This window comes from Ancylobacter sp. Lp-2 (genome assembly GCF_020523795.1).
In the GTDB taxonomy this organism is placed as follows: domain Bacteria; phylum Pseudomonadota; class Alphaproteobacteria; order Rhizobiales; family Xanthobacteraceae; genus Ancylobacter.
Genome location: NZ_JAJALI010000001.1, coordinates 866,691 through 880,180 on the forward strand (window position 1 = coordinate 866,691; position 13,490 = coordinate 880,180).

At 69.1% G+C, this 13,490-nt stretch carries 11 protein-coding genes; 7 read left to right on the top strand and 4 right to left on the bottom strand.

Annotated elements, in window-relative coordinates; all coding sequences use genetic code 11:
- Positions 1 to 14 precede the first annotated feature (14 nt).
- The 4 genes from hutU to hutI are packed head-to-tail and all read right to left on the bottom strand — an operon-like array spanning position 15 to position 5,246.
- Entirely contained in the window at positions 15 to 1,682 is a 1,668-nt protein-coding gene (gene hutU, locus LGR54_RS04085) for a urocanate hydratase (protein WP_230360655.1), read from the bottom strand.
- A complete protein-coding gene (hutG, locus tag LGR54_RS04090; RefSeq protein WP_230360656.1) occupies positions 1,679 to 2,506 on the bottom strand; it encodes an N-formylglutamate deformylase in 828 nt (275 codons plus the stop codon). Before hutG ends, hutU begins: the two co-directional genes overlap by 4 nt.
- Positions 2,507 to 2,511: 5 nt before the next feature.
- Positions 2,512 to 4,047, bottom strand: a complete 1,536-nt coding sequence (hutH, locus tag LGR54_RS04095; RefSeq protein ID WP_230360657.1) for a histidine ammonia-lyase — start codon at positions 4,045 to 4,047, stop codon at positions 2,512 to 2,514.
- Positions 4,044 to 5,246 (bottom strand): imidazolonepropionase, encoded by a 1,203-nt coding sequence (gene hutI, locus LGR54_RS04100; RefSeq protein ID WP_230360658.1) that lies wholly within the window; start codon positions 5,244 to 5,246, stop codon positions 4,044 to 4,046. Before hutI ends, hutH begins: the two co-directional genes overlap by 4 nt.
- Positions 5,247 to 5,359: 113 nt before the next feature.
- On the opposite strand from hutI, the gene LGR54_RS04105 reads away from it, so the two are divergent.
- From LGR54_RS04105 to LGR54_RS04140, 7 genes are all read left to right on the top strand, one after another.
- Positions 5,360 to 6,709, top strand: a complete 1,350-nt coding sequence (locus LGR54_RS04105; RefSeq protein ID WP_230360659.1) for a formimidoylglutamate deiminase — start codon at positions 5,360 to 5,362, stop codon at positions 6,707 to 6,709.
- A 69-nt stretch (positions 6,710 to 6,778) separates the two neighbouring features.
- Positions 6,779 to 8,092, top strand: coding sequence for a PAS domain S-box protein (locus LGR54_RS25960; protein WP_370638122.1), 1,314 nt, complete (start codon positions 6,779 to 6,781; stop codon positions 8,090 to 8,092).
- A gap of 114 nt (positions 8,093 to 8,206) precedes the next feature.
- Positions 8,207 to 8,797 (top strand): ANTAR domain-containing response regulator, encoded by a 591-nt coding sequence (locus LGR54_RS04120; RefSeq protein ID WP_230360660.1) that lies wholly within the window; start codon positions 8,207 to 8,209, stop codon positions 8,795 to 8,797.
- A gap of 10 nt (positions 8,798 to 8,807) precedes the next feature.
- Positions 8,808 to 9,959, top strand: coding sequence for a CmpA/NrtA family ABC transporter substrate-binding protein (locus tag LGR54_RS04125; RefSeq protein ID WP_230360661.1), 1,152 nt, complete (start codon positions 8,808 to 8,810; stop codon positions 9,957 to 9,959).
- A 378-nt stretch (positions 9,960 to 10,337) separates the two neighbouring features.
- Positions 10,338 to 11,687: a CmpA/NrtA family ABC transporter substrate-binding protein gene (locus tag LGR54_RS04130; RefSeq protein ID WP_230360662.1), complete on the top strand. Its 1,350-nt coding sequence runs from the start codon at positions 10,338 to 10,340 to the stop codon at positions 11,685 to 11,687.
- A gap of 73 nt (positions 11,688 to 11,760) precedes the next feature.
- Entirely contained in the window at positions 11,761 to 12,681 is a 921-nt protein-coding gene (gene ntrB, locus LGR54_RS04135; RefSeq protein ID WP_230360663.1) for a nitrate ABC transporter permease, read from the top strand.
- Positions 12,682 to 12,695: 14 nt separating this feature from the next.
- Positions 12,696 to 13,490: an ABC transporter ATP-binding protein gene (locus LGR54_RS04140; protein ID WP_230360664.1), complete on the top strand. Its 795-nt coding sequence runs from the start codon at positions 12,696 to 12,698 to the stop codon at positions 13,488 to 13,490.

A 13,490-nucleotide genomic window follows, 5' to 3' on the forward strand; every position in this document is an offset into this window, starting at 1 on the left:
AACCCATGGCGGCCTCAGCCGAGGATGCCGGGCAGGTCGAGCTGGTGCTCGCGCGCGCAGTCGATGGCGATCTGGTAGCCGGCATCGGCGTGGCGCATCACGCCGGTCGCCGGGTCGTTCCACAGCACGCGGGCGAGGCGGGCATCGGCATCCGCCGTGCCGTCGCAGCAGATCACCATGCCGGCATGCTGCGAGAAGCCCATGCCGACGCCGCCGCCATGGTGCAGCGACACCCAGGTGGCGCCGGAGGCGGTGTTGAGCAGGGCGTTGAGCAGCGGCCAGTCGGAGACGGCATCGGTGCCGTCCTGCATCGCCTCGGTCTCGCGGTTGGGCGAGGCGACCGAGCCACTGTCGAGATGGTCGCGGCCGATGACGATGGGGGCCTTCAATTCGCCGGTGCGCACCATCTCGTTGAAGGCGAGGCCGAGCCGGTGGCGGTCGCCGAGGCCGACCCAGCAGATGCGCGCCGGCAGGCCCTGGAAGTGGATGCGCTCGCGCGCCATGTCCAGCCAGTTGTGCAGGTGGGCATTGTCGGGGATCAGCTCCTTCACCTTGGCGTCGGTCTTGTAGATGTCCTCCGGGTCGCCCGAGAGCGCCGCCCAGCGGAACGGGCCGATGCCGCGGCAGAACAGCGGACGGATATAGGCCGGCACGAAGCCGGGGAAGTCGAAGGCGTTGGCCACGCCCTCCTCCAGCGCCATCTGCCGGATGTTGTTGCCGTAGTCGACGGTCGGGATGCCGGCATGGCAGAAGTCGAGCATCGCCTTCACATGCACCGCCATCGAGGCCTTGGCGGCCTTGGCGACGCCCTTGGGGTCGGCCTGCTTGCCGTTCTCCCACTGCTCCAGCGTCCAGCCGATCGGCAAATAACCGTTGACCGGGTCATGGGCGGAGGTCTGGTCGGTGACGATGTCCGGCCTGATGCCGCGCTTCACCAGCTCGGGGAGGATCTCGGCGGCATTGCCGAGCAGGCCGACCGAGAGCGGCTTGCCCTCGGCGCAGGAGCGCTCGATCATCACCAGCGCCTCGTCGAGGCTGGTGGTCGAGGTGTCGAGATAGCCGGTGCGCAGGCGGAAATCGATGGAGGAGGGGCGGCACTCGATGGCGAGGCAGCTGGCTCCGGCCATGGTGGCGGCGAGCGGCTGGGCGCCGCCCATGCCGCCGAGGCCGCCGGTGAGGATCCACTTGCCCTTCAGCGAGCCGCCGAAATGCTGGCGGCCCATCTCGACGAAGGTCTCGTAGGTGCCCTGCACGATGCCCTGGGCGCCGATATAGATCCAGGAGCCGGCCGTCATCTGGCCGTACATCATGAGCCCCTTCTTATCGAGCTCGTTGAAGTGCTCCCAGGTGGCCCAGCGCGGCACCAAGTTGGAATTGGCGATCAGCACCCGCGGCGCGTCCTTGTGGGTGCGGAACACCCCGACCGGCTTGCCGGACTGCACCAAAAGCGTCTGGTCGGCGTCGAGCTTGCGCAGCGCGGTGACGATGCGGTCGAAGCTCTCCCAGTCGCGCGCCGCCCGGCCGATGCCGCCATAGACCACCAGCTCGCCGGGCTTCTCGGCGACGTCGGGGTCGAGATTGTTCATCAGCATGCGCAGCGGCGCCTCGGTGAGCCAGCTTTTCGCCGTGAGCTCGGTGCCGCGGGCGGCGCGGATGGTGCGGGAATTGTCGATGCGGGTCATGAACGGGCTCCCTGCGAGCGGGCAAAGGCGAGGCACGCCTCGAAGATGGCGACGAGGGCGGAACGGACGGGGGCGGCGTAGGCGGGATCATAAGGCGCCGGCCAATTGTCCGGGCCGACGGGTCCGGCCGGATCCGGCATGTAGGTGCGGCAGGCCAGCTCCATTTGCACCGCATGCACGCCGCGTTCCGGCGCGCCGTAGTGGCGGGTGATGTAGCCGCCCTTGAAGCGGCCATTGCTGACGCGCGAGAAGGCGGTGGCGTCGCAGATCGCCTCGACGGCGGCCTGCAGCGCCGGCGCGCAGCTGGCGCCCGAATTGGTGCCGATGTTGAAATTCGGCAGCGTGCCCTCGAACAGGCGCGGGATCACCGAGCGGATCGAGTGGCAATCATACAGCACCACCGCGCCGTGGATCGCGCGGGCATGCTCGATCTCCGCCGACAGGGCGGCGTGATAGGGATCGAAATAGGCCGCGCGGCGGGCGGCGACGTCCGGGCCCTTGCCGGGCTGGTAGAGCGGCTCGCCGTCGAAGCTGGTGGTCGGGCACAGTTCGGTGGTCGCCTGCCCGGGATAGAGCGAGACGCCGGAGGGGTCGCGATTGACGTCGATGGCGGTGCGGGAGACCGAGGTACGCACCACGCTGGCGCCCATGCCGGCGGCGAAGTCGTAGAGAAGCTCGATCCACCAGTCGCAATCCTTGCGGGCGAGCCAGGGCGAGACGAGCTCGCCGGCGATATCGTCCGGGAGGTCGGTGCCGGTATGCGGCAACGAGACCACCAGCGGCGCCGTACCGCGAATGACAGAGAGGAAGTCGGGGTGGGTCATGCCGCTTACTCCCCGCTGATGGCCGGCAGCAGGCCGGCGGCCAGCGCGGCGACGGCGCCGGAGCGGATGAGCGCGTTCGCCGCCTCCATGTCGGGGGCGAAATAGCGGTCGTCGTCGAGATGCGGCACCTCGGCGCGCAGGGTGGCGCGCACCGTCTCCAGCACCGGCGAGGAGGCGAGTGGCTGATGGAAATCGCAGCCCTGCGCGCCGGCCAGCAATTCGATGCCGATCACCGCCACCGCGTTCTCCACCATGCCCAATAGCCGGCGGGCGCCGTGCGCGGCCATGGAGACGTGGTCTTCCTGGTTCGCCGAGGTGGGGATGGAATCGACGCTGGCCGGATAGGCCTTCTGCTTGTTCTCGGAGACGAGGGCGGCCGCCGTCACCTGCGGGATCATGAAGCCGGAGTTGAGGCCGGGCTTGGGGGTGAGGAAGGCCGGCATGCCCGACAGTGCCGGGTCGACCAGCATGGCGATGCGCCGCTCGGCGAGCGAGCCGATTTCGCACACCGCCAGCGCGATCATGTCGGCGGCGAAAGCCACCGGCTCGGCGTGGAAATTGCCGCCGGACAGCGCGACGCCGTCCTCGGCGAAGATCAGCGGGTTGTCGGAGACGCCGTTGGCCTCGGTCTCCAGCGTGGTGGCCGCCTGTCTGAGCACGTCGAGCGCCGCGCCCATCACCTGCGGCTGGCAGCGCAGGCAATAGGGATCCTGCACCCGCTCGTCGCCGACGAGATGCGAGGCGCGGATCGCCGAGTCCTGCATCAGCCGGCGCAGCGCCTCGGCGGTCTCGATCTGGCCCTTATGTCGGCGCAGCGCGTGGATGCGCGGGTCGAAGGGCGCGTCGGAGCCGCGCGCGGCATCGGTGGACAGCGCGCCGGTGACCAGCGCCGAGCGGTAGAGGTTCTCCGCCTCGAACAGGCCGGCCAGCGCGTTGGCGGTGGAGAACTGCGTGCCGTTGAGCAGAGCGAGGCCTTCCTTCGGCCCGAGCTCGACCGGCGTGAGGCCGGCATCGGCCAGCGCAACGGCGGCCGGCAGGCGGGTGCCGTCGACGAAGATCTCGCCGACGCCGATCAGTGTGGTGGTCATGTGCGACAGCGGGGCGAGGTCGCCGGAGGCGCCGACCGAGCCCTGGCAGGGCACCACCGGGGTGAGACCCTTGGCCAGCATGGCTTCCAGCAGCGCCAGCGTCTTCGGCTGGATGCCGGAGGCGCCCTGTGCGAGGCTGGCGAGCTTCAGCGCCATCATCAGCCGCGCGACGGGGACCGGCATCGGCTCGCCGACACCGGCGGCGTGCGACAGCACGATGTTGCGCTGGAGCGTGGCGAGATCGGCGTCGCCGATGCGCACCGTGGCGAGCTTTCCGAAGCCGGTATTGATGCCGTAGACGGGTTCGCCTTTCGCCAGGATGTCGGCGACCGCCTTGGCGGAACGTTCCACCGCCGGCAGGCAGGCGGCATCGAGCCGGGCGCTGGCGCCGCGATAGATGGCGCGCCACTCCGCGAGGGAGACGGCGCCGGGTTTCAGGATGATCTCGCTCATTTCCCCCTCCACACCCGCGCATGCAGCGGGTTGAAACCCATGCGGTAGACCAGCTCGGCCGGGCGCTCGATGTCCCAGATCGCGAGGTCGCAAGATTTGCCGGCTTCCAGCGTGCCGATGCTGTCGAGCCGCCCGAGCGCGCGGGCGGCCTCGCGGGTGACACCGGCGAGGCACTCGTCCACCGTCAGGCGGAACAAAGTCGCGCCCATGTTCATGGTGAGCAAGAGCGAGGTCAGCGGCGAGGTGCCGGGATTGCAGTCGGTGGCCAGTGCGATCTTGGTGCCGTGCGCGCGGAAGAGATCGACCGGCGGCACCTTGGTCTCGCGGATGAAGTAGAAGGCGCCTGGCAGCAGCACCGCCACCGTGCCAGCCTTCGCCATGGCGGCCGCGCCGTCGGCGTCGGTATGTTCGAGATGGTCGGCGGAGAGCGCGCCGAACTCGGCCGCTAGCTTCGCGCCGTGCAGGTTGGACAGCTGGTCGGCATGCAGCTTCACCGGCAGGCCGAGGTCGCGGGCGGCGGTGAACAGCTTCGCCACCTCGTCGGGCGAGAAGGCGATGCCCTCGCAGAAGGCGTCGACCGCGTCGGCGAGCTTTTCCGCGGCGATGCACGGCAGCAGCGCGATGACCTGATCGATATAGGCGGCCTTGTCGCCCTTGGCCTCCGGCGGCAGCGCGTGGGCGCCGAGATAGGTGGCGGCGACCGAGACCGGGCGGGCCTGCCCGAGCGCTCGGGCGGCCCGAAGGCTCTTCAGTTCGGCCTCGTCCGACAGGCCGTAGCCGGACTTCACCTCGACGGTGGTGACGCCCTCGGCGATCAGCGCGTCGAGCCGGCGCAGCGCGGCGGCGACGAGATCGGCCTCGCTGGCGGCCCGCGTGGCCTTCATGGTGGAGACGATGCCGCCGCCGGCGCGGGCGATCTCCTCATAGGAGGCACCGGCGAGCCGCAGCTCGAATTCATGCGCGCGGTCGCCGCCGAAGACGAGATGAGTGTGGCAGTCGATCAGCCCGGGCGTGATCCAGCGGCCTTCGACGTCGATGGTCTCCGCCGCCTCGAAGGCGGGCGCCTCGGCGGCCGGGCCGGCATAGAGGATGCGACCGTCCGTCGCCGCGATCAGGCCATCCTCGACGATGCCGAGGCCGGGACGGGTCTCGTCGAGGGTGGCGAGGCGGGCACCGCGCCAGATACGCTCGCATCTCATGTCCGGAGGCCTCGCGAAGTCGCTGGTAAAGTCGTTGGCAAGGGCGTCAATATGTATATACATAAATTGGACAGGGGCGGCTTGTCCATATCGAATCTGCGAAAGGCGACGCGATGACGGTGTTGTGGTCCGGCAGTGTGCTGCTTCCCGAGGGCTGGGCAAGCGATGTGCGTCTCACTCTGGCTGGCGGTCGCATTGCCGGGATCGCCGTCGGGGTGGTGCCGGAGCCCGGCGACGAACGGCACGCGGTGGTGGTTCCCGGCCTGCCGAACCTGCACAGCCATGCTTTCCAGCGGGCGATGGCCGGGCTCACCGAGGTGCGCGGCCCGGAGGGCGACAGCTTCTGGACCTGGCGCGACCAGATGTACCGCGCTGTCGACCGGCTCGACCCGGAGGATGTCGAGGCGATCGCCGCGCTCGCCTATGTCGAGATGCTGGAGGCCGGCTTCACCCGCGTCGGCGAGTTCCACTACCTGCACCACGACCGCGATGGCACGCCCTATGCCGATGTCGGCGAACTCTCGCACCGTATCGCCGCCGCGGCGGGCGCGGCCGGCATCGCGCTCACCTTGCTGCCGGTGTTTTACGCTCATGGCGGCTTCGGCGGGCAGGCGCCGGGCCACGGGCAGCGGCGCTTCCTCAACGATGTCGAGCGCTTCGGCCGGCTGATGGAGAGCGCCGCGCGGGCGCTGGCGCCGCTGCCCGGCGCGGTGCTCGGCCTCGCGCCGCACAGCCTGCGCGCCGCGACGGCGCAGGAGATCGCCGCCATCCTGCCGCTGACCGGCGGGCCGATCCACATCCATGTCGCCGAGCAGGTGAAGGAGGTGGAGGACTGCCTGGCCTTCTCCGGCACGCGGCCGGTCGACTATCTCTACGACCACGCGCCGGTCGACGAGCGCTGGTGCCTGATCCACGCCACCCACATGACCGAGGCGGAGACCCTGCGGCTGGCGGCGAGCGGCGCGGTGGCCGGCCTGTGCCCGATCACCGAGGCTAATCTCGGCGACGGCATCTTCCCTGGCCGGCGTTTCGCGGAAGCGGGCGGCCGCTATGGCGTCGGCTCGGATTCCAATGTGCGGATCGACGCAGCGGAAGAGCTGCGGCTGCTGGAATATTCCCAGCGGCTCGGCGAGCGGGCGCGCAATGTGATGGCGCTCGCGGCCGGCGCCTCCACCGGGCGGCGGCTGTTCGATGCGGCGCTTTCCGGCGGCGCGCAGGCGCTGGGGGCCGAGGCGGGCATCGCGCTCGGCCGGCCGGCCGACCTCGTCAGCTTTGATGCCGGCACGCCGTCGCTGCATGGCAAGCGGGGCGACGCGCTCCTCGACGGCTTCATCTTCGCCGGCGGCGCACCGGTCGATGCGGTGTGGCGCAACGGCGCCAAGCTGGTCGAGGGCGGGCGCCATCAGGCGCGGGCGACGGTGGAGGCCGGCTACCGGCGGGTGCTCGACAAGCTGGCGGGCTGAGCCCGCCACTTCCGGGGTCGCCCAAATCTTGTATTTAGTATACATCAAATCGGAGTGGAGGACGCTCCGATGCGTAACGACGACCAGGCGGCAATGTCCGCCACCCCGAATCAGGCTGGCGCCGCGAATTCTGCCGCCGCCGCGCGCGACTACCGGATCAGCGCCCGCCGCAAGGAGAGTGAGATCATCACCTCCTTCGAGCTGACGCCGCTCGATGGCGCCGCCCCGCCGCCGCATGTCGCCGGGCAGTATCTGACGCTGTTCGCCGACATTCCCGGCCTCGGCGAGGCGAAGCGCAACTACACCATCTCCACCGCGCCGAATGGCGACCATCTGCGCATCTCGGTGAAGCGCGAGCCGCAGGGCCAGGTGTCGCGCTGGCTGCACGACACCGCGCAGATCGGCACGCGGCTGACCATCGCCCCGCCGGCCGGCGCCTTTGTGCTGCCGGCGACCCGCGAGCGGCCCATCGTGATGGTGAGCGGCGGCGTCGGCCTGACGCCGATGATCGCCATGCTGGAGGCGCTGGCGGCCGAGAAGGCTAGCGTGCCCGTGCATTTCGTCCACTGCGCCCGCGACGGCGCGGTGCATGCCTTCGGCGCGCATGTGAAGGAGCTGGTGGCGGCGCTGCCCAATGCCCGCGCCACGATCTTCTACAGCCAGCCCCGGCCGCAGGATCGGCAGGGCAAAGATTTCGACGTTGCCGGCCGGGTGACGCTCGACTGGCTGAAGGCCGAGATTCCGCTCGGCACGGCGGACCTTTATGTCTGCGGCCCGCTCGACTTCCTGCGCGCGCTGGTGCCGGCGCTGGCCAAGGCCGGTGTCGAGGCCGGGCGGCTGCATTACGAATTCTTCGGGCCGGTCGAGGACCTGTTCGACGAAGCGGGTGGCGCGACAGCGGCGGTGCCGGCGACCGGAGGGACGGCGATGGATTATCAGGCGACCGCCGAGGGCGGCTTCACCCGCGAGGAGATCGGCGACGGCCTCATCGACAGCGCCGCCGACGCGGTGGTGGCGAGCGACCGCGACGGGCGGATCGTGATGTGGAACGCTGGTGCCGCGCGCATCTTCGGCTTTTCGGAGGCCGAGGCGCTCGGCCAGTCGCTCGATATCATCATCCCCGAGCCGTTCCGCGCCCGCCACTGGGAGGGCTATGTCGAGACCGTCGCCAGCGGCAAGAGCCGCTACGGCGCCGGCGACCTGCTCGCCGTGCCCGGCCTGACCAGGGACGGACGGCGCATCTCGCTCGAATTCACCATCGTGCTGCTCAAGGATGCGGCAGGAGAGGTGCGCGGCATGGCCTCGGTGCTGCGCGACGTCACCCGCCGCTTCGAGGAGACGCGGGCGCTGAAGAAGGAGCTGGCGGCGCTGAAGGGCGGCTGAGCGCCGCACCTGCCGGTTGCGGCCTGAGGCTTGCTTCGCAGGGCGAGATGTCCCAGTGCGTGGTCCCGATGTTCCGTTGCCGTCCGCCGTCGAGTTCGATGATGACACCTTGCCATGCCGGCTGATCCGGGCCTGAAGATCGTCATCGTCGACGAGAGTCCGCTGCGCGCCGCCGTGCTCGACGAGGGGCTGCGCGAGGCGGGCTACGTCAACGTGATCTGCCTGCCCGAGCGGCACAACCTGCTGGCGCGCCTGCACGCCATCGACCCCGACGTGATCATCATCGACCTGGAGACCCCCTCGCGCGACGTGGTGGAGCAGATGTTCCAGGTCAGCCGCGAGGTGAAGCGGCCGGTGGCCATGTTCGTCGACCAGTCGGATTCCTCGACCATCGAGGCGGCGATCGACGCCGGCGTCTCCGCCTATATCGTCGACGGGCTGAAGAAGGAGCGGGTGAAGTCGATCCTCGACATGACCATCAGCCGCTTCCGCGCCTTCGCCAGGCTGCGCGAGGAGCTGGAGCAGACCAAGACCCAGCTCGAGGAACGCAAGACCATCGACCGCGCCAAGGGCATCCTGATGCGGCTCAAGGATCTCGACGAGGCCACCGCCTACGCGCTGATGCGGCGCACCGCGATGAACGAGAAGAAGCGGCTCGTCGACATCGCCCAGTCCATCATCACCGCGGCGGACCTGCTGAAATGAGGCGGCAACCATGAGACGCCTTGCGATAGGCTTCATCCCGCTCACCGACGCCGCGACGCTGATCGCCTGCGCCGAGCGCGGCTTCGCCACCGCCGAGGGGTTGGAGATCGACCTGCACCGCGAGGTGTCCTGGGCCAATATCCGCGACCGGCTGAATGTCGGCCTGCTCGACGGCGCCCACATGCTGGCGCCGCTCGCCATCGCTTCCTCGCTCGGCCTCGGCCATGTGCGGGTGCCCCTGGTCGCCGCCTTCGCGCTGAACCTAAACGGCGGCGCCATCACCGTGGCGCCGGAGCTGCACGCCGCCCTGGCGGCGACCGGCGAGGACCTGTCGACCGGCGCCGGCACCGCGCGCGCGCTCGGCGCGGTGGTGCGCACGCGGGCGGCGGCGGGGCGCGAGCAGCTCACCTTCTCCTCGGTCTACAGCTTCTCCACCCACACCTATGCGCTGCGCCACCTGATGGAGGCCGGCGGCCTCGATCCCGACCGCGACGTGCGCCTCGTGGTGGTGCCGCCCTCCTACACGGTGGAGAATCTGCGCTCGGGGCTGATCCACGGCTTCTGCGTCGGCTCGCCGTGGAACAGCGTGGCGGTGGAGGCCGGGGTCGGGCGCATCGCGCTGCTCGGCACCGAATTGTTCGCCCGCGCGCCGGAAAAGGTGCTCGGCGTGCATGCCCGCTTCGCCAATGCCGAGCCGGACGTGCTGCGCCGGCTGATCCGCGCGCTGGAGGCGGCGGCGCGCTGGTGCGAGGCGAGCGAGAACCGCGCCGACCTCGTACGCCTGCTGGCCGAGCCGCGCTTCCTCGGCGTGCGGGCCGACATCATCGAGCGCACGCTGACCGGCCGGCCGGATGTCGGCCCCGGCGGCGCGGCGCGCAGCGATCCGGATTTCCTGGTGCTGCATCGCGGCGGCGCGACGCGGCCGGATCCGCGCCATGCTTTGTGGATCTATGCGCAGATGGTGCGGGCCGGCCAGGCCGGCTACGCGGTGGACGCCGCGCGCGAGGCACAGGCGGTCTATCGGCCCGATCTCTACGACGCCGCGCTGGGGATCACCGTCCGGCCGCCGGCCGAGGATGGCGACCCGGTCGGCACGCGGTTCGGCGAGCCGTTCGATCCCGAGGATGTCGAGGCCTATCTGGCGCGGCTCGGCAGGCGCTGAGCCGCTGCGGCGCATTCTTAGCCGGATGCGCGAAATATCCGCATGGAATGACGGGTTTTGCTCACAATTTGAGCGTGTGCAATAAGGTATAAAAATACCTTTCTGTAAATATTCTTGTCTGCCAACTCATTGATTTTGTTCGCTATTATTTGCCTTTAGTCGTGCCTTTGCGGAATTGGCACGATTTATGTATGTTTAGTCTCACCGTTCGATCAACGCCGATCACGGTTTTCCGATTTCCGCCCAGCGATGGGTTGCAGCAAAGCCGCTGCCTGCAAGACGGATCTTCTCCGTCGCTGCCGTGGCTTGCCTGTGTTTCATCGCCGCGCTCGGAAATGGGCGCGGCTCTCAAAAAATCGACTTCCGAGAGGCACGTTCATGACCGACCGCATTGTGGCCGACCGTCCGAAATCCGTCCTCGCATCCGCCGGCACCGACGTTTCCCGCCGCTCCTTCCTCAAATCCGGCGCCGCCGTCCTCGGCACCGCCGCGCTCATGGAGAGCGTGCGGCTGGCCTTCCCCGGCGGCGTGCCCTTCGCCCATGCCGCCGCGCCCGAGACCACCAAGGCGGTGCTCGGCTATATCGCGCTCACCGATGCCGCGCCGCTGATCATCGCCAAGGAAAAGGGGCTGTTCGCCAAATACGGCATGCCCGATGTCGAGGTGGCGAAGCAGGCCTCCTGGGGCGCCACCCGCGACAATCTCGTGCTCGGCAGCGAGGCCAACGGCATTGACGGCGCGCACATCCTCACCCCGATGCCGTATCTCATCTCCACCGGCAAGGTGACGCAGAACAACGTGCCGACGCCGATGTACCTGCTGGCGCGGCTCAATCTCGACAGCCAGGGCATCTCGGTCGCGCAGGAATATGCCGGGCTGAAGGTGACCGCCGACGCCGCGCCGCTGAAGGAGGCCTTCGCCGCCAAGAAGGCGGCCGGCAAGGACGTGAAGGTCGCCATGACCTTCCCGGGCGGTACGCACGATCTGTGGATCCGCTACTGGCTGGCCTCCGCCGGCATCGACCCCGACAAGGACGTCTCCACCATCGTGGTGCCGCCGCCGCAAATGGTGGCGAACATGAAGGTCGGCAACATGGACGCCTTCTGCGTCGGCGAGCCGTGGAACGAGCAACTGGTCAACCAGGGCATCGGCTTTACCGCCTGCACCACCGGCGAGATCTGGAAGCACCACCCGGAAAAGGCGCTCGGCATGCGCGCCGCCTGGGTCGACAAGAACCCCAACGCCGCGCAGGCGATCCTGATGGCGGTGATGGAAGCCCAGCAATGGTGCGACGCCATGGCCAACAAGGACGAGATGGCGCAGGTCCTCGGCCGCCGGCAGTGGTTCAACGTGCCGCCCAAGGACGTGCTCGGCCGGCTGAAGGGCGACATCAATTACGGCAACGGCCGCGTCGTCAACGGCACCGACCTCTACATGAAGTTCTGGCAGGACCACGCCTCCTACCCGTTCAAGAGCCATGACGCCTGGTTCGTCACCGAGGACATTCGCTGGGGCAAGTTCGAGCCGTCGACCGACGTCAAGGCGCTGGTCGACAAGGTGAACCGCGAGGACATCTGGCGCGCGGCGGCCAAGCAGCTCGGTGTCGCGGCGGCGGATATCCCGGCCTCGTCTTCGCGCGGCAAGGAGACGTTCTTCGACGGCAAGGTGTTCGATCCCGACAACCCGTCGGCCTATCTCGCCAGCCTCGGCATCAAGCGCATCGCCTGAGCCCTCGTCGGTTCCGGCGGCGCCGTCGCCTGACCCATCCGATGCCTCGACCTTCTCGATCCGGGAGCCTCGCATGTCCATTACCGCATTGAAGAGCGAGGCCGTGGTCTCGCCGTCCACCGCCAAGGGCGCGAGCGCCCCGGCCAAAGGCGCGGAGATCGTGCGGCTGGCACCGTCCCGCCCGACGCCGCGCGGCAATCGTTTCGCCGGCTATGCGCATCGTGTGTCTGTGGCGGTCGTGCCGCCTTTGGTGGTGCTGCTCGCCCTGCTCGGCATCTGGGAGCTGCTGTGCTCCGGCTCCGGCGCCACGCTGCCGCCGCCCTCCACCATCTGGCAGGAATCCTACGACCTGATCGTCAACCCGTTCTTCGTCAACGGCTCGCAGGATATCGGCCTCGGCTGGCGGGTGCTGGTGTCGCTGCAGCGGGTCGCGGTCGGCTTCGGCCTCGCGGCGGTGGCGGGCATCCTGCTCGGGGTGATCGTCGGCCAGTCGGTCTGGGCGATGCGCGGGCTCGATCCGATCTTCCAGGTGCTGCGCACCGTGCCGCCGCTGGCCTGGCTGCCGATCGCGCTGGCGGCGTTCCGCGACAGTAACCCCTCGGCGATCTTCGTGATCTTCATCACCGCCATCTGGCCGGTGATCATCAACACCGCGGTCGGCGTGCGCAACATTCCGCAGGACTACCGCAACGTCGCGAAAGTCTTGCGGCTCAACCCGCTGGAATTCTTCGTGAAGATCATGCTGCCCTCGGCGGCGCCCTACATCTTCACCGGCCTTCGGATCGGCGTCGGCCTGTCCTGGCTCGCCATCGTGGCGGCGGAGATGCTCACCGGCGGCGTCGGCATCGGCTTCTTCATCTGGGACGCGTGGAACTCCTCGCGCCTGTCCGACATCATCGTGGCGCTGGTCTATATCGGCGTGGTCGGGTTCATCCTCGACCGCCTCGTCGCCGGCATCGGCGCCTTCGTCACCCGCGGCACCGCCGCAGCCTGAAGGAGGGGAAGCCGATGACCGCCTATCTCAAGCTCGACCACATCGACAAGTCCTTCGCCCGCGGCGGCGCCGTCACCGAGGTGCTGAAGGAAGTCTGCCTCGACATCGCCAAGGGCGAGTACATCTCGATCATCGGCCATTCCGGCTGCGGCAAGTCGACCTTGCTCAACATCGTCGCCGGCCTCACCCAGGCCAGCGCCGGCGGGGTGATCCTTGAGGGCCGGCAGGTGGATTCACCCGGCCCCGACCGCGCGGTGGTGTTCCAGAACCATTCGCTGCTGCCCTGGCTGTCGGTCTACGACAATGTGCGGCTCGCGGTCGACAAGGTGTTCTCCGGCACCAAGAGCCGCGCCGAGCGCCATGACTGGACGCTGCACAATCTCGACCTCGTGCAGATGGCGCATGCCAGGGACCGCCGCCCCTCGGAAATCTCCGGCGGCATGAAGCAGCGCGTCGGCATCGCCCGCGCGCTGGCCATGGAGCCCAAGGTGCTGCTGCTCGACGAGCCGTTCGGCGCGCTCGACGCGCTGACCCGCGCGCATCTGCAGGATTCGGTGATGCAGATCCACGCCGCGCTCGGCAACACGGTGATCATGATCACCCACGACGTCGACGAGGCGGTGCTGCTCTCCGACCGCATCGTGATGATGACCAACGGCCCCTCCGCCCGCATCGGCGAGGTGCTCGACGTGCGGCTGCCGCGCCCGCGCCGGCGGCTGGAGCTGGTCACCGACCCGGCCTACCTCGTCTGCCGCGAGGCGGTGCTGAAGTTCCTCTACGAACGCCACCGCTTCGTCGAAGCCGCGTGA

Excerpts from the sequence above, each read along its gene's own strand:
- hutU (WP_230360655.1), bottom strand. The coding sequence starts at position 1,682 with ATGACCCGCATCGACAATTCCCGCACCATCCGCGCCGCCCGCGGCACC.
- hutG (WP_230360656.1), bottom strand. The coding sequence starts at position 2,506 with ATGACCCACCCCGACTTCCTCTCTGTCATTCGCGGTACGGCGCCGCTG.
- LGR54_RS04120 (WP_230360660.1), top strand. The coding sequence starts at position 8,207 with ATGCCGGCTGATCCGGGCCTGAAGATCGTCATCGTCGACGAGAGTCCG.
- LGR54_RS04125 (WP_230360661.1), top strand. The coding sequence starts at position 8,808 with ATGAGACGCCTTGCGATAGGCTTCATCCCGCTCACCGACGCCGCGACG.
- ntrB (WP_230360663.1), top strand. The coding sequence starts at position 11,761 with ATGTCCATTACCGCATTGAAGAGCGAGGCCGTGGTCTCGCCGTCCACC.
- LGR54_RS04130 (WP_230360662.1), top strand. The coding sequence starts at position 10,338 with ATGACCGACCGCATTGTGGCCGACCGTCCGAAATCCGTCCTCGCATCC.
- hutI (WP_230360658.1), bottom strand. The coding sequence starts at position 5,246 with ATGAGATGCGAGCGTATCTGGCGCGGTGCCCGCCTCGCCACCCTCGAC.
- LGR54_RS04105 (WP_230360659.1), top strand. The coding sequence starts at position 5,360 with ATGACGGTGTTGTGGTCCGGCAGTGTGCTGCTTCCCGAGGGCTGGGCA.
- hutH (WP_230360657.1), bottom strand. The coding sequence starts at position 4,047 with ATGAGCGAGATCATCCTGAAACCCGGCGCCGTCTCCCTCGCGGAGTGG.
- LGR54_RS25960 (WP_370638122.1), top strand. The coding sequence starts at position 6,779 with ATGCGTAACGACGACCAGGCGGCAATGTCCGCCACCCCGAATCAGGCT.
- LGR54_RS04140 (WP_230360664.1), top strand. The coding sequence starts at position 12,696 with ATGACCGCCTATCTCAAGCTCGACCACATCGACAAGTCCTTCGCCCGC.